The organism is Leeuwenhoekiella sp. ZYFB001 (assembly GCF_011784865.1).
GTDB lineage: Bacteria > Bacteroidota > Bacteroidia > Flavobacteriales > Flavobacteriaceae > Leeuwenhoekiella > Leeuwenhoekiella palythoae.
Genome location: NZ_CP050460.1, coordinates 979,146 through 996,864, shown reverse-complemented (window position 1 = coordinate 996,864; position 17,719 = coordinate 979,146). Strand labels below are relative to the sequence as shown.

The window sequence follows — 17,719 nt, the reverse complement described above, 5'->3', positions numbered from 1 at the left end:
AAGGTCATGGAAACAATTGTAGGAACGACAGCTAGCATTTTTACGACAATAGCAGTACTCCCTCAGGTGTATAAAGTGTTACGCACTAAATCTGCCAAAGATATATCCTTACCTATGTTTATGTGCCTATTAATAGGTGTAGGGTCTTGGACCATCTATGGCATACTCAAAGAAGATTGGCCTATAATTATAACAAATGGGCTGTCTTTTCTATTTAATGGAATGATGGTTTACACCAAATTGAAATACGATAAATCGTATACAAGATGAAAAACTTTATCAGTACAAACAAACGTGCTCTAATGGGTGGTTTTATCACCTTTGTATTTCTTTTAGTTGCAATTTTTGTATTAGGAAATATAAGCGGTTATAAAGGTAAAGTGCTTATTGAAGCCTCTCTTTCTGGTATTAACATGCTGTGCAATACCATCGTTTTGGGCTCAGCTACCATTTTAACCTTATTGCTCACGCTCTTGGGAATCAGTACGAGTTCAAGATCTACCTTAAAAAAGGCACATTATAAGCAGGTCGCGAATATTGCAAAATTAGATACTGTACTATTTATTTTTGCCTTAGTGCTTTTTCAGATTTTTAATATTCCAATTACTGAATCTGAGCAAGTACCCACCTTTTGGTTTAAATATATTTATTGGGCAACACTCTTTTCATCCTCTTTACTAAGCGGTATGATGGTTACTGTTGTGCTCTTACTCTATACCACTGTCACCAATATTATAACAATTGTAGGTTTGGGTAAGGATCACTACCTGATATCTGAGGAGGAAATTGAAGAGGAAGAAAAACAAACCTAGTTATGAATATCGTCTCCTTATTTTTGATCACCTTAGCAAGTACTACAGTAATGACTTTATTCAGCTATGGCTTTAGTTGTTTAGTGCATCAAAATTTAGTGGAACCTTATTGGCTAAACCGACTGCTTTTTAAAAGAGATGGCTGGCGTTCCCCTTACGGATGGATCACCCATTATATTACCGGAATTGGTTTTCTATACTTAATCGATCTGCTTAGGAACTATTTTTCGTTTCCTCAGTATTTAGAAATTTTAATATTCGGAGGGTTAGAAGGTGGGTTAGGAATCTTGATGTGGATACTTCTTTTTTGGTTTTCCAAGCCTTCAAAAACTTTTGATAGACAACGTTATTACCTCAATTTATTGATCGCACATATTCTTTTTGCAGCTACTGCCTTAGCTCTATTATAAATTATGATTGCAAGCTTATGATTTAAGATAATTTTAATTAATTTATAAAAATACTTTAACCTTTTAGATAGCATATGTATTGATGCAACTGTCTAATTTTAAACAGTTACTAACCAATATTGATGCTATGAGTAAAAAGCAAACTAACGAGTTTAAATCAAAAAAAATTGATCAACTCGAGCAATCCACCAAGGATTATCAGGATCAGGTCATGACCACCAACCAAGGGCTTAAAGTCAATGACACAAACAATTCACTAAAGGCCGGAGAACGTGGCCCTACGCTACTGGAAGATTTCTTATTACGCGAAAAAATCACCAGTTTTGATCATGAGCGAATTCCAGAACGAATTGTTCACGCACGCGGTAGCGGAGCTCATGGGTATTTTGAACTCTATAAGAGTATAGAGAAGTATACCAAGGCCGGACTTTTTACCGATACTAAACGCAAAACTCCAGTATTTGTAAGATTCTCTACCGTCGCAGGCTCTAAGGGTTCTCCAGACTTAGCTCGCGATGTACGAGGTTTTGCTGTAAAATTTTATACTGATGAAGGAACTTGGGATTTAGTTGGAAATAATATGCCCATTTTCTTTATTCAGGATGCGATGAAATTTCCTGACTTAATTCATTCGGTAAAACCAGAACCCAATAATGAAATTCCTCAAGCAGCTTCGGCTCACGATACGTTTTATGATTTTGTTTCTAGGGCGACTGAAACCTTACACAATCATATTTGGGTAATGAGTGATCGGGCCATTCCTCGAAGTTATCGTATGATGGAAGGTTTTGGTATTCATACGTTTAGATTTATTAATAAAGACGGTAAATCTCATTTTGTGAAGTTTCATTGGAAACCAGTGCTAGGAGTTCATTCCGTAACTTGGGATGAAGCCATTAAAATTAATGGTGCTGATTCAGATTTTCACCGTCGAGATCTTTGGGAAGCTATCGAGGCCGGTCAATATCCTGAATGGGAGTTTGGAATTCAAGTGGTTCCGGAAGAAGATGAGCACAAATATGATTTTGACCTGCTCGACCCTACCAAATTGATTCCAGAAGCATTGGTTCCGGTAGAAATAATTGGGAAAATGACTTTAAATAAAAATCCTGAAAATTTCTTTGCAGAAACCGAGCAAGTAGCTTTTCTTCCTGGTCATATAATCCCGGGTATCGATTTTACTAATGATCCGTTATTACAAGGACGTTTGTTCTCATACAGAGACACCCAATTATCGCGACTCGGAAGTCCTAATTTTCATCAAATTCCCATCAATCGTTCGGTAGCACCACATCATAACAATCAAAGGGATGGACATATGCAAACCGAAATCCCTAAAGGTCAAACTGCGTACTTCCCTAATTCCCTAAGTATGGGTTGTCCGCATTTGGCTAAAATGGCCGAAGGCGGATACACACACCACCAAGAGCGTATTGATGCGCACAAGATACGAGGACGCAGTGCTAGCTTTAGCGATCACTACTCTCAACCTGCTCTTTTCTACCGCAGTTTATCTTCTTGGGAGCAACAACACGTAGCTGATGCCTATACTTTTGAACTTGGTAAATGCAATCATAAACATATTCAAGAGCGTATGTTATGGATCATCAACCAGATTGACCAAGAATTGGCCAAGAAAGTTGCTGACGGCTTAGGATTGACCGTACCGAAGAAAATAGATGAACCCGTCAATCTAGCGATTGGTGCAGATGCAGACATTGAAAAATTTCAGCCTAATTCTAAAAAACAATATCTAGATAAAGATTCAAGTTTAAGTCAAGCCAATACTAAATTTGACAGTATTGCAACACGACAAATAGCATTTTTAGCTGCAGACCAGTTCGATATGAAACGTTTTGAACCTTACAAAACTGCTTTAGAGCAAGCTGGAGCAATGGTTAAAATAATAGCACCGCACGGAGGTTCAATAACTTGTGATCAAGGTATGAAACACGAGGTTGATGCGGCCATTTTAACAACAGAAAGTGTGCTTTTTGATGCGGTATTAATTACGGGAGGTCAAAAAGCAGTAAAAAACTTGCAAGCAAAAGCTAAATTTCAAAAGTTTGTCAATGAAGCTTTGAAACATTGTAAAGCTGTTGCTGCTTTGGGCGAAGGCGAAGCACTTCTAAAACACAGTGCATATAAACACTATGACAAAGATAAAGCCGTATTTATAGATGCTAAGCCAAAAGCATTTATCGATGCAATAGCGCAACACAGAAACTGGGAGCGTAAAGATAAGGTTGATGGTATTGCCGTTTAGCTTATCCAATTATTCCATAAAAAAAAGGCTGTCATTGACAGCCTTTTTATTTAGATATTTTTGGAGGCGTATTACGCACCCACTACCTCTCCCCCATTCACATGTATGATTTGCCCGGTGATGTAGCTAGCATCCTGCGATGCTAAAAATACATAAGCTGGAGCCACTTCACTCGGCTGGCCTGCTCTGCCTAAGGGTACGTCTTGTCCAAATTGAGCCACCTCATCAAAGGTCGCCGGAATTAAGGGAGTCCAAATAGGTCCCGGAGCAACACCATTTACTCGAATTCCTTTCTTTGCCCAGGCTTTACTCAATGAGCGTGTAAAAGTAGTAATAGCGCCTTTGGTGCTGCTATAATCAATTAAATGTGATGACCCTCTATAAGCAGTTACGGAGGTCGAGTTAATAATACAATCCCCTTTAGCGAATTTGTTTTCTAAATACTTGGCAAAGTAGAAGTAAGGATAAATATTAGTTTCAAATGTTTCTGCAAGTTGATCTTGGTCAATTTCGCTAATATGGTCTTTAGGAAATTGAACTGCTGCATTATTTACTAATATATTGATTGGTCCCAATTCTCGCGCTACTCGATCTACAGCCTGTTCGCAAAATTTTTGGGATCGTACATCTCCTTCTAATAGAAGACATGTTCTACCTTCTTTTTCTACGAGTTCTTGAGTATTTCGAGCATCTTCGGTTTCTGATTTATAGACTATAGCCACATCAGCACCTTCTTTTGCAAAATGGACCGCTACGCTTCGTCCTATTCCACTATCACCCCCTGTGATCAATGCAATTTTATTTACTAATTTTTCTGAACCTTTATAGTTTTCTCTAACTATTTCAGGCTGCGGATTCATTTGAGCTTCACTTCCTGAAAGTTCTTGACTTTGTTCTGGAAATTGTTTGGGCTTTGTCATTTTTATAGATTGATTGGTTAGTTGCAAAGCAATATTTAATGGAAAAGAGTCTGCTTATTACCGTAGAGTATAAGCAAGTTGCGTATCTACGCCCTTCTCTTTTTTTTACGGTCTTTAGTACTTCCGTATTGGTTTTTGTGATCATCTTTAATAGGACCTTTATCTATATCCTTTTTATCCTCTTTTTTATCATTTTTACTTTTATCACCCATAATTGAAAAATTTTAGTTTGTTTTTATCTAAATCCTAGCAGCTACCGTATAATTGATCTTTTAAGCGACCATACTGCTTTACCGTATCCTACTGGTATCATCAAGAAAACAATTAGTTCATAGCATTTAAAAAGCCTTGCAATCGCTGCATATTTGATTCCAATTGTGGACTTGTATCTTTTGAAGCTTTACTGCATCCTTCAAGCAATTGGATTATTTTATTAAACTGTTTTGCCTCAAAGCTTCGTAGGTGGTTGGTTGTAGTAGGTTTTGGAAAATACAGTTGATTTTTAAGATTCACATCAGCATGTTCATTAGTACTGGATATATCTTTCTCTTGATGACAAATACTAGCTATAACTGCTGTTTTAAGTGCTCCTAAACGCTTATAAATATGTTTGTGATAGCAATCAGTTGCACTAAGTGCTAAAGCATAATACTCAGCAATGTCTAAACGATACACCCAGAGCACAGTTTTAAAATTCGTTATATGCTGATGATTACCCTTCACAACTTAGTATTTTATAAGATTTAATTGATCTGATTAGAAACCAAGTATTCCCGTTTACATCGCCCCTCATTCATATCGTTGTAATCTATCTTAACCTTGTACGTCCCACTTTTGATTTCAGGATTAAACTGACCGGTCACTTTATCAAAGCCGCCAAACTCTGTCTGTGAGATCTGTATGATTTGATCTATAGACAAAGTAGATAACCATTGTTTTTCTGACTCAGTGCAGCGATAACGTTTTAGAATTGTTGCTATCAAATTAGCAAAATGACTGTTTGGAGAAGTTTTCAAGATATCGTTTTTATTTTAAAATTAGTAGATGAAAACCATTCCACATCACTCCAAATATGACTTTAAATAAAGTTTAATATTATTTATTAAAATATTAAAAAATATTACAAGCTCTCGTTCACGAACTCAATTGAACAACATTATTAAACTAAAAAGCCCCGTTATCGCACTGATGACGGGGCTTTTCTTTTAAGAGATAATAAGAAAAAATAGTTTTACTTAGTTTGCGCTCTTCGCTTTGCTGCTGAAGCATCTTCGGCTAATCCATATTTCCAATAGGAATAGGCGTGCCACTGCTTGCGCTCAAGGGTGTATGCTGTTCTAATATGTTGTTGTATGGTATCGACTATGGTATATTCCGCGGCAGCGAAAATGAAAGGCGTCTGGTCCTTTTCAATAACAATATTTATCAACGCTTCGGCTAAGGCTGAACCTTGACCCGGTGTTTTATTAAACTGCCACTGTATGTCCATTCCTTCCGGCTTCGTAAGATCAAGGATATCTTCCTTTCCATAGACTTCAATAATGGCCGTTCCTTGCGCATTTTTGGGTAGGCTTTCTAAAAGTACACTGATTACCGGCAACGCCGTGTGATCACCAACTAAAATATACCTATCAGAAGGTATAAACAGCGGTTTTGTCTTTTCTTTCATCATCACCAAGAGCTCATCTCCCTTTTGTGCGTGTAGCGCCCACCGAGATGCAGGACCTTCTTCTCCGTGTGCCACAAAATCAATAGTCATTTCCCCTTTCTCCAAATCTAGATTGCGCATTGTATAGGTGCGCATAATAGGGCGTTGCGCTTGCTCTTGTGTCAACAACCTAGGATCATCAGGAAGCATTAGAGGAACGTCTTCTTGAGGCACTATAATTTTGTTATTATCTCCCACTCTAGCGGCTGCAAAGGTTTCCAGCGCAGCTCCTTCTAGAATTACTCTGATGTAATGTGGTGTTAAAAACGTTTTCTGTTTTACTGTGAGTATCGCTCTCATATGCCTGTTTTTATCGTTTTCCTCCTGAATACGTCATCGCTTCTCCCTTACCAAAACTATAACTAACCCCTAGCGTAAAAAACCGCCCTCGTTTAGAAAAGTCATATAATGAAAAGGTTTGTTGATTGATGGTATTTTCTCTAATTCGAGATGCAAAAACATCACGAACGCTAGCGTTTACAACCATTTTTCCATCCCAGATTTTTTTGCGTAGTCCGGCGTCTAGAAATGCAAATCCAGAGATCTCGCCTTGAACGGTTTTATATTTAGATTCATAGTTTCCGTTGAGTTCTAAATCTATATCGGCAGGAAGATCAAATTTAGTGGTCATTCTTGCTGTCCATTGATTTCCGCTGAAATCAAAATTCTGATCTTCAAATGTCCCTTCTCTAATAAAATAGCCGTAATTAAAATCACCGGTAAGCGTCATAAAGGATAAGCCCGAATATTTCCCGTTAAGTTCAAAACCGTACTGATCACGTGTACCTATGTTTTGCGGCGTTGAAATATTGACGTTATCTTCAAAAACCGAAACCGTTTCCACCACATCTGTGGTGTGCAAGAAATACAGACTACTGTTTAATGAAAGTTTGCCCACTCCTATAATACTCGTTAACTCGTAAGAGTCTGCAAACTCTGGCTGTAAGAACGGATTTCCTTGGCGTACGTTGTACACATTCTGAATGGTAAAAAACGGATTCAAATCCCATAAACGGGGTCTAAAAATACGCTTTGAATATCCTGCTTGCAGCGAAACCCGGTCAGACACTTTATAAGAGGTATGTACCGAAGGAAACCAGTTGTTATAAGCCTGGTTATTTTGTTCATTAGTATTGGTAAGCAAGGTCGTAAGACCAGTATCTTCAAAGCGTAAACCTGCTTTTAAACCCCAGCGATCTCCCTCATAAGCGGCAGTCGCATACAACCCAAGTACTTTTTGATTAAACTCAAAATTATTGGTTAGATCAGTGTCTATGATAAACGCCCCATCTTCTTCGGTATAAACGGCATAGTCATTACCTACATCGTTGATCTCATACATACTACCAGCCTCAAGGGTTATACGCTCACTAAGCGGATTAGTATAATCTACTTTAAACGTGTAGTCAGACTGATAAAAGTCGGTTTCTGTTTTTTGATTGGGATCAATAGATTCCCCGGCTACCAGATTATTGATAAACGTAGAGCTTTGATCTTTTCCGAAGAAATTTCCGGTAGCACTGGCTAATAAAGTGTGATCCTCATCGTCCCCAAACTGACTTTTGTACTGTAGATCAAATTGATATTTAGGATTATCTGCCGAAGTTTCTCCCACTCGATTATACTGCGAAACCAGATCTCCGGAAGCGTCCAGAGAACTGATGAGATAATCAGAAGGGGAATCTTCTTTTTCAAAAGCATAGTTACCAGAAAGGGTAACAATGTTTTTATCATTAATATAATAATCTGCTCCTAAAGTCAGATTGAAAAAAGTCTCATTCTTATCTTCACCTCCGTCTGTAATAACACTGGTTCCTGATTCGAGATTACGGTTAACGCTATTACTTTCCATAGGAAGCGTGCGATGTCCCGCTCCCAACTGCGTAAAGAGATTAAACTTTTCAGAACGGTTGTTTAAGCTCAATCCTAAACTATGGTTATTAGGCACTCCGGTATTTACAGAAGCTGAACCGTTAAACCCGCGTTTCTCTTCTTTTTTAAGAATGATGTTGATGATTCCTGAGGTACCTTCGGCTTCATATTTTGCTGAAGGGTTAGTGATCACCTCAATACTTTCGATCATATCAGCCGTGATCGTCCCTAGCGCATTGCTCGACTCATCTGCTAATACCGAAGGTTTTCCGTCGATAAGAATTTGAACACCACTGCTTCCACGCAAACTAATTGCACCCTCAATATCAACATTCACTGAGGGCACATTGCTCAACACATCTAATGCACCCATTCCGGCAGAGCTTAAATCCTGACCTACGTTAAAAACTCTTCTATCCAGTTTAAATTCCATCGTAGAAGTTTCAGCGGTAACTACCACCTCATCCAGAGATTCTGTACTCATCCCAAGAACGATCGTCCCTAAATCGTGTGTACCTCCTGTAGGTACGTCGTTGATTAATTTAGTTTGAAACCCTACAAAACTGATTTCAAGAACAGCCGGTTGATCTTCATAAGTAATCTTAAAATTACCATCATCACTGGTAGTGCTTCCGGTAATCACAGCCGCTGTCGTTTTGTTTTTCACCAGTACGGTTGCGTATGGTATGGGTTGGCCAGAACTTTCATCGGTAACAATACCTGAGAGTGTGGTTTCTTGAGCCAGCCCTATAGTTTGCGCAGAAAGAAAAAGCGCAATACCTATAAGAAGTATTTTATAATTAAACTGCATAAATTGATTGTTTAGATTTGACTGCAAAAGAGCAAAACCTATTGAGAAGTAGCACATTAATATTGGCAAACGACTGAAGTAAACCTGTAAACGACAAGGGCGGCCTAGAATGAACTTAAATTGCCGTTTACACCGGTTTTAAGGTTGCTAAGGGTGGTACAATAGAAGTTCGCCAGATTTTATTCTAAGATGTTTTTATATAAAACTATATTTGGCTCATGGCTAAATTTTTACTGAAAAGACCCTTGGGTATCTGGGAGATTTTATTTCAGATAATCATCTATTTTATGGTGTTTATTTTTTATTCGTTTGAGCGAATAGAAGATCAGGTTGAAGTAGATATCATTCCTGCGGAAATTGTATTTTTTCTGAATTATGCAGTGGTTGCGCTATTCATAAGTTATTGGGTGGCTCCGCGTTATTTGTATACCAAAAGATACTTACAATTTGGTCTTTGGATTGTTGGGCTGCTCACTTTGGTCATCATCTTAGAAGAGTTGGTCATCGAAAAAATCTACTACCCGGACACACGTGGAAGCAACTTTCCCGGAATCTTTTACAGTCTGGCTGCAATACTGCCCACCATAGTTATACTTTCTGGATTTAAATTCACCTGGGATGCGTTGCGGAAACAACAAGAGGTTGATCAACTTAAAGATCTTGTAAAACAAAGCGAACTGCAATACCTGAAATCGCAGATCAATCCGCACTTTTTGTTTAACAACCTCAACAACCTGTATGCGTATGCCATCGAAAACTCCACACGCACCCCAAAGATCATTTTAGAACTCTCTAATGTACTGCGGTATATGCTTTATGACTGCAAAGCGCATTTTGTATTATTGTCTAAAGAAATTGATCATCTTGCTGATTATATTAATTTGAACAAATTGCAGCTAGAAGGTAGAGCGCTGGTTGATTTTGAAGTTTCTGAGAACATAGATCTTCAGCAGCAAATCGCGCCCCTGATCTTACCGGTTTTTATAGAAAATGCTTTTAAACACAGTTCTTCAAGTTTAAAAGATAATATTAAGATTCACGTAAGCATCACCTCTCAAGACGGCGTTTTGCACTTTAAATGCAGTAACAGCTATTCTGAACAAACCAATACAAACAGCTTAGCACAAGGCATCGGACTAGAAAATGTAAAAAAGCGGCTCGACCTTATTTATGGTACAGATTATTCGCTTACTATTGATAAAGGAGCGCAGCTCTTTGTTGTGCAACTCACTATGAAACTCAAAAGTTAACGCTATGCCCGCATCTACTTTATCCTGTATAATCATAGAAGACCAGGCGCCTGCCAAAAGAGTTTTAGAAAAGTATATTAAAGATTGTGGTGTTTTAACCTTAAAAGGAAGTTTCACAGACGGTATAGATGCGCTTGAGTTTCTTAAGCATCATAACGTCTCTTTGATTTTTCTCGACATCCATTTACCTAAACTTTCAGGTATTGATTTTTTAAAAATCTTGAGTAATCCTCCGCAAGTTATATTAACCACAGCATTTTCTGATTATGCTATAGAAAGCTACGAACTTGACGTAGTGGACTATTTACTGAAACCTTTCTCATTTGAACGCTTTCTCAAAGCGGTGAATAAAGTTCAGAAACCGGCAGAGCAACTACCGGAAGCAACCCCAGAAGAGCGGCTTATATTTATTAAAAGTGGGTATGAGCATATTAAAGTAGAACTTGACCATCTGCTCTACATCAAAGCAGATATGGACTATACAGAGCTGGTTTCTACCTCTAAAACACATTTATCAAATGAAACCTTAGCCTACTGGGAAGAGCAGCTGTCAGCAAGTAATTTTGTACGCATTCACAGATCGTATTTGGTAAATATTAAAAGCATTACGAAGTTCTCTAGTGCACAAGTTCAGCTCAGTAATGGCAAAATCTTAAACGTGGGGCGCGTGTATCGTGAAAATCTGAAAAACAAATTTAAGTTGTTATAACAGCGCCTAAATAAATTGAAGTTAAGCAGCTAACGGAAACGTATACACCTCAGTTAAGACTTCTTGTTCTTCGGCAGTAACTAACGTATTGGTAAGCGCCCAGATACTGTAGTTAAACCAAATGCTTAATAATCGTAGCGGAATTTCAAGCGCATCTTTAATACCCAATTTTGAATCTTCAACGTGCACCCAGCGTTGTAAAGGCTGCTCATAAATAGCACGCATTACTTCTTGTTTTCCGCCTAAAAAGTGCTTCAGTCTTATAAACATTTCTACATCAAAAAGCCATTTGCTTAAAAACCGATTCCCGTAGATGACAGGAACCAATTCTCGATTAAACACCTTAGCGCCACATTGCGTATCTTGAATGGGCAAGCCCAAGATCAAAAACACACAAAATTTGATCACTTTAGAAAAAAATGCTCTAAAAGGATCTTTCTCGATCCCGGCTTCTGCTTTTGCACGGCTCCCAAAAACCATTTTTAGCTGTGCGTTAGTTTTTAGAGTATGATCAAGAGCTGTAAAATCTTCAAAATCTGTTGAGAGATCAGCATCCATAAAACCTATATGACGCACATTTGTCTTGCTATATAGGTATCGGGCTCCTGCGCGTACCGCTGCTGCTTTGCCGCTGTTGCGCTTCATATCAATAACAGTAACCTTATCAGGATTACTTTGCTGAATGCTTTTAAGCAGTTCTAACGTCTGGTCCTTACTTCCGTCATTTACAAAGCATAAATGATATGAATTTGTAGACTGAATAAAGGCTTCAAAAGCTTTGGTGTCAATTCGTTTTTCTTCGTTATAGCACGGGATGATAATAGCAGTTTTCATAAGATTTGTTTTAGGTGATTCAGATTAAATACACCACAAACATATCGGGGTCCGGAAGGCTAAAAGCTTGATTTTCGACGGTTAAACTCCTACTTTAGTTGAAAACCATTCATCGACAGATGAGTCATTCATCGAATGTTTTATCTTAGCTATGTAAGAAATACAAACATTCCTATAGCTTTAAAATTCATGAAAAACACCCCAAACAGATATTTGATTATCGCGCTGTTGATCGGTGTTGCCTTTCATGGGTTTAGCATCTTTTTTACGCTAGAAGGAACTTACGATGCACTGATTCATTTATTTTTTGCAGATCATTATGCCTCGCATTGGTTTGAACCGTGGAACTACAGCTGGTACACCGGTTTTACGGTGATGGGCTATCCACCTCTCGTGCATCAGTCTATCGCTATATTATCTTTGGCTGGCGGTTTAAAATTTGGAATGTTCACCGTCGCTATCCTTGGCGTCATCCTTTTCATAACTGGGGTTTATCGTTTTGCCTTACTCATCACCGCAAGTGCACACGCAGCCGGCTATGCAGCTATTCTGGCTGTGTTTTCCTCATCTTTTGTGGAAACACTACACATCTTTGGGCAGTTGCCCAGCATCATTGGTGTTTCGATCCTTATGCACGCGCTGCCCGAAATCTATCTTTGGCTGACCACCGGGCGCATAAAATACTTTTTAACCTCACTTTCTTTATTAGCCGTAACGGTGTGTTCGCATCACGTTACTCCAATTTTTGGGATGGTATTCTTCATTTTTCCATTGATCGGAATGGCGGTAATGGATCAAGCGCGTACACAAGTAAACCGAATGAAAGAAGTTACATTCGCGGTTTTTCTGAAAGCTTTTTTCAGCCTATTAAAACGAATGATCGCTTTTGGATTTGCTGCGCTGGCTTTAATAATTGTGTGCATTTTACCGTATTGGGTAAACACCAAGAATAATCCCATTACACAAGTACCAATCCCCCACGGTTCACGGGATAATTTTCTGGAAGTTACTTCTAGCGGACTCGTATTTTTCTTAATTCCTTGGGGTGTTTTGTTGCTTCTACTGCCGTACTTTTTTTACCGCTATTATAGCAAACGCTATTTGTTTTTTGGCCTTTCCCTAACGATGCTTACGATATTGGGAAGCGGCGGAACAACGCCGATTCCTAAAATGATTTTAGGTGACAATGCCTTTAATATTCTCACTTTAGACCGGTTCACATTATGGGGAAGTATTATGGTGTTACCCTTGTTTGGAGAGTTTGCCTATCGTTTTGCCGAAGGAGATTACAAAAGCTTTTTGAGCACCAAACTAGGCGGTCTGTATCATCGCATTCTTGCTGGTCTGCTCGCAGCGCTCTTTTTAGGAACGATGATCTTCACAATGACCTTAAATAATTTTAGGCCCTCGCAACCCGATCCTATAAATATGTTGCCTATTGTGAATTTCCTCAATCAGGATCAGCATTATAAATGGCGGTTTTTGCCGCTAGGTTTTGGTGATCAAATCGCATGGCTTTCTGCCCAAACAGATGCGATGACGGTTGATGGTAACTACCATTCGGCGCGCAGGCTCCCTGAACTTACCACCAGAGCGATCGAGCGACTCGAGAATTCTAAATTCAGAGGAATTGAAGGTATAGGTTCGTTGCAGCAGTTTTTAACCATTCCTGAAAAATATCACCTTAAATATGTGTTCTCTAACGATAAATTTTATGATCCTATTCTCTACTTTTCAGGTTGGCAACGCCTAGGATTGCTTGAGAATGGTATTATGGTTTGGGAGAAATTAGGTGTCGCTCCGATGCCTGAGATCATACCGAAAGATGACATTCCTCTAGTGCTTATATTAATGTGGGGGATCATCCCGCTGCTTACGGTGGTAATCGCGTTTGTCATTAATGTTCAATCGATCTGGCTGCGTGCCCTTCGGTCTAGTAAACCTCAGCTTCCGGCGTATATGCAATGGTCAAACGACTATTCTATTTCGGCTAAAACTTTAAAAAAAAGAACCCAACTGCTTTTTAATATCGCGCACGTTTATGGTGTGCTCCTCCTTGTTTGTTTCAGTCTGGGTATTTATTCGTTTTACTTAAAAAATGCAGACCAGCTTTCGCCCGAAAATGTGGTTGAAGCTTATTTTGACGCTTTAGACTTTAAAGAATTGGAGCGTGCTTATTCTTACTTTGATCCCAAAAGTGATAAAAGTCTGGATCAGTTTATGCTCGAATTTGCTGTCACAGATGGCCTCCTCAATAGTTATGCAAAACTCGATGCGATTGCTGTTGAGATCACCAATCAAACCGACTCCACCGCAAGAGCTACTGCTTATGCTAAATGGATCACTCCGCTAGAACTCATCCCAACTCAGGAAGATTTTGAACTCGTTAAGCGACACCAAAAATGGTATGTTGTTCCTAAAAATCCTGATCTTGACTTACCTCCTGACCAACTGATCATAACAAACGAAACCGATTTTTACAACCACGGCAGGCGTCGTATTACTTCAGAACAAACCTATCACGAAGATATTCTCAAGCAGCCTGTGCTTGAGGTGCTTTCGGCGCGACTGCTTCAAGTAGATGGCGCTTATATTATTCTGGGCGAGCTGCAGAATATAGATAACCTTCCGGCTGATGTTTCTATCAAGGGAACGCTTTATGACGTTCAGAATTTGCCTCTTGCGAGCTTTAATGCAAAATATGAGATGAAGCATAAACTAATGCCTAAAGAAATCACTTCGTTTAAAATTGCTTTTGAAGGTACGGCTTGGCTAAAACCAGATGAGCACGCACCGCTTACCTTTAATCCGGATCAATTTACTCCGGTGGAATTAGACGGAAAACCGGTCACTTTTGATTTACACGTTTCGACAAATGTGGCAAATACTGATTTGTACAAACGAGTTGTTGTAAATGATTTTGCATTAGAAGAAACCCAATTGCACACTACTTTATTCAATCCCGGGACGCAGCAAGCGACTATTCCTCAAGTGCTAGTTTCGTATTATGATCGTGAGCACAACTTGACGTGGGTAGATCATCATTTTTTACAGGAAGGAATCCGGCAGCAACGCCAGCAAGAAGTGCAGATAGCTTTGAATAAAAAATCAGGAAAACTCATCAGTGATGCTATGGAAGCGATTTATGTAAATGGGTTGTCTAATCAAGAAATCGCTCGTAAAGTGGTGCCCGAGCGCCAAACCGAGCAACAAAAAGCAGCGCACGTCAAACTGAAGGATGGAAGCTTTGTGAAGTTAGAGATCAATACTTTTTTAGGAAATCCGCGATGAAAAAAGCTGTTTTATATATATTCGTTTTTACTGTTTTCGGTTTTACTATTAAACCGGAAACTGCTCCTGTCCCGCAAATACAATTGCTTACAACTAAAAGTACTTTTCAAGCTGGTGAAGTGATTCAGCTGAAATTTAAAACAGAAGCATCTGACTTAAAACTACTGTTAGCTTCCAATTTGGGAACAATGCTCGTAAGTCCTGAAACTGAACAAGCCGTCAAAACATTCACAGTGCCCGAAGCTATAAGAACATCCGCGGGAAAATTAAATTGGGTATTGATCAAAAATACTGCTGAACTTCAAAAAGGATCGATCACCATAGTAGCAGATACCAGCCAGATCACCGCTATTGAATCGTATCTTGGTCCGCAACGCATTGCTGCCGGGGGCAGCGATTATGCACAAGTCACACTAATTCCTACCGATCGTTACGACAATGTTTTGCCCGATCATACTGAACTCGCATTCACAACAAGTTTTAAAAGTAAAACACAAACCGAAAAAATTGAGGTTCAAAACAGTATTGCGTGGAAGAATATTTTCTCGACTAAAGAGACCGGTCGCATCTTCAACGCCGCCCAGTTACAAGAGGTTTCTTCTAAACTTCAGACAATTTATGTAGATGCAAATTTGGCGCAAGATTTCAGTATAAGTGCGCAGCGTGCGCATCACTTTGCAGATGCAGATCAAATTACGCTTCTGAAAACCGATGTTATCAAAGATCGTTTTGGAAATACAATTCCTGATGGAACTTTAGTCAACTTCCTAATCAAAACCGATACCGGCGGAAGTTTACAAGCCACCGGAAACACGGTAAACGGAAGCGCCACCACCCAGATCAAACATCCTGAACAACCGCAGCGGTGGGAAATTCAAGCATTCATAACCGGGATTGCTACGAGTAACATAGTCCCGCTTAGCTTTTTCACAGCTCTTGATACTATTCCCACAGCGTGGAATGCAACTGAAAATATCTTAACCGTTGGTCCGCTCAACGGAAAATTAAACCAAATTGTGCCCGAAGGAACTCGCGTAAAGCTCCTCATTAAAAACGAGAATCAAACCTACACGTTAACACAAAAAACACAGACCGGGACAGCATCTTTTTATCTGGATCCTGCTGTTTATCAATCAGGAACCTATACTTTTAAAGTACAGGTTTTGGGTGTAAAGCAAACGCTAGAACCTATTACAATCCATTGAAAAATCAAAATAAAAACATATATCGTGCACTGTTGATTCTTTCTTTTATAGGATTGAATTTGCTGTTGGTTTCCGCGATCAGCAGTATACTTTCGTATCTCAATACAGGTGCCGATAAGAGTACAATGCTCAATCTGGCTCTAGGCGCTGAACCGGTTTATAAGCCTCAGCTTGTTTGGAAAGACTCGATAAACCCAAGCAGACCTATTGAAAAACCCACAAAAATGCGAGTTGCTCAGGATTATTTAAATGCTTGGTATGTGCGCGAGGTTGCCTTAGCTACTGGAGAAACTAAAGGAATTGCAGATTATTACACCGCTAATGCTCGAGAAAAAATAAGCCGAATTCTTACTGAAAATAAAGCTGTACAAACTCGGGTAGAAAGTACTTCGCTCAATCATGAACTGCATTTAGAATTTTATAGCGCAGATGGACAACTCATCAGTTTTACAGATCAAAATGTACTGGAGGTGCAACGTGTTTTTTCTGAAGATCAACTGATGCTTCAAACCCGGGATACTTCAGATTATAGAGTCATTATGTTACTTGAAGACGGGTTTTGGCGCATTCGGCAATTGGTGCGCATCCCTAAAAGATCGGTAAAGGATTCAGTGGTTACTATTCCGCAGACAAAATTTCCGAAGTGGATTAAAGGCGTGAATTACTATCCACAAGAAAATGCCTGGGATACCTTCGGAGCTTCTTTTAACACTGAAACACTTGCTGCAGATTTTAAAAAGATCAACGCGCTTCTCCTCAACACCATTCGCATTTTTATAGGTTATGAAGATTTTGGAGCTGCTGATGTAACTGAAGATAAAGTCAACAAACTCCGCGTACTGCTAGACCTCGCTCAAGAACACAATTTGAAGGTGATCATTACGCTTTTTGACTTTTATGGCGATTATTCGGTTTTAGATATGCCCAACACATTTAATCACGCGGCAACGATCATCAATACCTTCAAAGCACACCCGGCGCTTCTGGCTTGGGACATCAAAAATGAACCCGATCTAGATTATAAAAATCGCGGCGAAGACTTGGTTAACTTTTGGTTGAAAAATCAGTTGGACCATATAAAAAGCTTAGATCCCGAAACACCGGTAACTATCGGCTGGTCAACTCCTGAAGCTGCTGTTACATTGGCAGAAAAGCTTGATCTGGTAAGCTTTCATTATTATCGAGACTTCGGAAACTTTGAAACTGCTTACACAACGTTAAAAGAAGCTACTAACAAGCCACTAATGCTTCAAGAATTCGGACTTTCAACGTATCGTGGTATCTGGAATCCTTTTGGAGCATCAGAGCAAAAACAGGCCGAATACTACAACACTTTTTTAATTGATCTAAAACAGAAAAATCTACACTTCGCGATATGGACGCTTTATGATTACACAGAGGTTCCCACTAGTGTAGTAGGCCGGCTTCCGTGGCGCAAAGCTCCTCAGAAGCATTTCGGTATCTTGAAAGAAAACACCTCCGATAAAAAAGCTGCTCAGGTTTTTAAAGAATCCCTTTAAACTCCTTTAAAGCAGTAAAACAATCTGGAATAATAAACCCTTTGGTAATACAAAAAAAGAAACCCCAGACGCTTTTAGGGATAGCGAATGGGGTTTGCAACCAAATCGAAG

Annotated in this window: 16 protein-coding genes; 9 read left to right on the top strand and 7 right to left on the bottom strand. The window is 39.2% G+C overall.

Annotated elements, in window-relative coordinates; genetic code table 11:
• The first annotated feature begins 6 nt into the window (after positions 1-6).
• The 4 genes from HCN54_RS04405 to HCN54_RS04390 all read left to right on the top strand — a co-directional run bounded on the left by HCN54_RS04405 (position 7) and on the right by HCN54_RS04390 (position 3,488).
• Complete coding sequence (locus tag HCN54_RS04405) at positions 7-270, top strand: SemiSWEET family sugar transporter (RefSeq protein ID WP_167596704.1); 264 nt, start codon at positions 7-9, stop codon at positions 268-270.
• Positions 267-812, top strand: coding sequence for a hypothetical protein (locus HCN54_RS04400; RefSeq protein ID WP_167596703.1), 546 nt, complete (start codon positions 267-269; stop codon positions 810-812). Before HCN54_RS04405 ends, HCN54_RS04400 begins: the two co-directional genes overlap by 4 nt.
• A 2-nt stretch (positions 813-814) precedes the next feature.
• A complete protein-coding gene (locus HCN54_RS04395) occupies positions 815-1,222 on the top strand; it encodes a hypothetical protein (RefSeq protein ID WP_167596702.1) in 408 nt (135 codons plus the stop codon).
• Positions 1,223-1,349: 127 nt separating this feature from the next.
• On the top strand, positions 1,350-3,488 hold the full coding sequence (locus HCN54_RS04390; RefSeq protein WP_167596701.1) for a catalase: 2,139 nt from the start codon (positions 1,350-1,352) through the stop codon (positions 3,486-3,488).
• Between the two features lie 71 nt (positions 3,489-3,559).
• On the opposite strand, the gene HCN54_RS04385 is transcribed toward HCN54_RS04390, so the two are convergent.
• The 6 genes from HCN54_RS04385 to HCN54_RS04365 form a co-directional block, all read right to left on the bottom strand.
• Positions 3,560-4,408: an SDR family oxidoreductase gene (locus HCN54_RS04385; RefSeq protein ID WP_167596700.1), complete on the bottom strand. Its 849-nt coding sequence runs from the start codon at positions 4,406-4,408 to the stop codon at positions 3,560-3,562.
• 86 nt (positions 4,409-4,494) lie between these two features.
• Positions 4,495-4,620, bottom strand: a complete 126-nt coding sequence (locus tag HCN54_RS17525) for a hypothetical protein (protein ID WP_262887886.1) — start codon at positions 4,618-4,620, stop codon at positions 4,495-4,497.
• A 112-nt stretch (positions 4,621-4,732) separates the two neighbouring features.
• Complete coding sequence (locus tag HCN54_RS04380; RefSeq protein WP_167596699.1) at positions 4,733-5,131, bottom strand: hypothetical protein; 399 nt, start codon at positions 5,129-5,131, stop codon at positions 4,733-4,735.
• A gap of 20 nt (positions 5,132-5,151) precedes the next feature.
• Positions 5,152-5,424 carry a hypothetical protein gene (locus tag HCN54_RS04375; protein ID WP_072982750.1) on the bottom strand — a complete coding sequence of 91 codons (273 nt, stop codon included), beginning with the start codon at positions 5,422-5,424 and terminating at the stop codon, positions 5,152-5,154.
• Between the two features lie 215 nt (positions 5,425-5,639).
• Complete coding sequence (locus HCN54_RS04370) at positions 5,640-6,416, bottom strand: siderophore-interacting protein (RefSeq protein WP_167596698.1); 777 nt, start codon at positions 6,414-6,416, stop codon at positions 5,640-5,642.
• A 10-nt stretch (positions 6,417-6,426) separates the two neighbouring features.
• Positions 6,427-8,799 carry an outer membrane beta-barrel family protein gene (locus HCN54_RS04365; protein WP_167596697.1) on the bottom strand — a complete coding sequence of 791 codons (2,373 nt, stop codon included), beginning with the start codon at positions 8,797-8,799 and terminating at the stop codon, positions 6,427-6,429.
• A 218-nt stretch (positions 8,800-9,017) separates the two neighbouring features.
• Here HCN54_RS04365 and HCN54_RS04360 point away from each other — a divergent pair, with 218 nt between their 5' ends.
• Both HCN54_RS04360 and HCN54_RS04355 read left to right on the top strand, forming a co-directional pair.
• Entirely contained in the window at positions 9,018-10,049 is a 1,032-nt protein-coding gene (locus HCN54_RS04360; protein ID WP_167596696.1) for a sensor histidine kinase, read from the top strand.
• 4 nt (positions 10,050-10,053) lie between these two features.
• Positions 10,054-10,758 (top strand): LytR/AlgR family response regulator transcription factor, encoded by a 705-nt coding sequence (locus HCN54_RS04355; RefSeq protein ID WP_167596695.1) that lies wholly within the window; start codon positions 10,054-10,056, stop codon positions 10,756-10,758.
• Positions 10,759-10,779: 21 nt separating this feature from the next.
• On the opposite strand, the gene HCN54_RS04350 is transcribed toward HCN54_RS04355, so the two are convergent.
• Complete coding sequence (locus tag HCN54_RS04350) at positions 10,780-11,592, bottom strand: dolichyl-phosphate beta-glucosyltransferase (RefSeq protein ID WP_167596694.1); 813 nt, start codon at positions 11,590-11,592, stop codon at positions 10,780-10,782.
• Between the two features lie 189 nt (positions 11,593-11,781).
• Here HCN54_RS04350 and HCN54_RS04345 point away from each other — a divergent pair, with 189 nt between their 5' ends.
• The 3 genes from HCN54_RS04345 to HCN54_RS04335 are packed head-to-tail and all read left to right on the top strand — an operon-like array spanning position 11,782 to position 17,608.
• Positions 11,782-14,883, top strand: coding sequence for a hypothetical protein (locus HCN54_RS04345; protein WP_167596693.1), 3,102 nt, complete (start codon positions 11,782-11,784; stop codon positions 14,881-14,883).
• Positions 14,880-16,088, top strand: coding sequence for a hypothetical protein (locus tag HCN54_RS04340; RefSeq protein ID WP_167596692.1), 1,209 nt, complete (start codon positions 14,880-14,882; stop codon positions 16,086-16,088). The genes HCN54_RS04345 and HCN54_RS04340 overlap by 4 nt, the downstream gene beginning before the upstream one ends.
• A complete protein-coding gene (locus HCN54_RS04335) occupies positions 16,085-17,608 on the top strand; it encodes a glycoside hydrolase family 2 TIM barrel-domain containing protein (protein ID WP_167596691.1) in 1,524 nt (507 codons plus the stop codon). Before HCN54_RS04340 ends, HCN54_RS04335 begins: the two co-directional genes overlap by 4 nt.
• Positions 17,609-17,719: the final 111 nt, after the last annotated feature.

What these genes read in the sequence shown, in the direction of transcription:
- HCN54_RS17525 (WP_262887886.1), bottom strand. Translation starts at nt 4,620, where the DNA reads ATGGGTGATAAAAGTAAAAATGATAAAAAAGAGGATAAAAAGGATATA.
- HCN54_RS04355 (WP_167596695.1), top strand. Translation starts at nt 10,054, where the DNA reads ATGCCCGCATCTACTTTATCCTGTATAATCATAGAAGACCAGGCGCCT.
- HCN54_RS04340 (WP_167596692.1), top strand. Translation starts at nt 14,880, where the DNA reads ATGAAAAAAGCTGTTTTATATATATTCGTTTTTACTGTTTTCGGTTTT.
- HCN54_RS04400 (WP_167596703.1), top strand. Translation starts at nt 267, where the DNA reads ATGAAAAACTTTATCAGTACAAACAAACGTGCTCTAATGGGTGGTTTT.
- HCN54_RS04395 (WP_167596702.1), top strand. Translation starts at nt 815, where the DNA reads ATGAATATCGTCTCCTTATTTTTGATCACCTTAGCAAGTACTACAGTA.
- HCN54_RS04390 (WP_167596701.1), top strand. Translation starts at nt 1,350, where the DNA reads ATGAGTAAAAAGCAAACTAACGAGTTTAAATCAAAAAAAATTGATCAA.
- HCN54_RS04370 (WP_167596698.1), bottom strand. Translation starts at nt 6,416, where the DNA reads ATGAGAGCGATACTCACAGTAAAACAGAAAACGTTTTTAACACCACAT.
- HCN54_RS04345 (WP_167596693.1), top strand. Translation starts at nt 11,782, where the DNA reads ATGAAAAACACCCCAAACAGATATTTGATTATCGCGCTGTTGATCGGT.
- HCN54_RS04350 (WP_167596694.1), bottom strand. Translation starts at nt 11,592, where the DNA reads ATGAAAACTGCTATTATCATCCCGTGCTATAACGAAGAAAAACGAATT.
- HCN54_RS04365 (WP_167596697.1), bottom strand. Translation starts at nt 8,799, where the DNA reads ATGCAGTTTAATTATAAAATACTTCTTATAGGTATTGCGCTTTTTCTT.
- HCN54_RS04360 (WP_167596696.1), top strand. Translation starts at nt 9,018, where the DNA reads ATGGCTAAATTTTTACTGAAAAGACCCTTGGGTATCTGGGAGATTTTA.
- HCN54_RS04385 (WP_167596700.1), bottom strand. Translation starts at nt 4,408, where the DNA reads ATGACAAAGCCCAAACAATTTCCAGAACAAAGTCAAGAACTTTCAGGA.
- HCN54_RS04405 (WP_167596704.1), top strand. Translation starts at nt 7, where the DNA reads ATGGAAACAATTGTAGGAACGACAGCTAGCATTTTTACGACAATAGCA.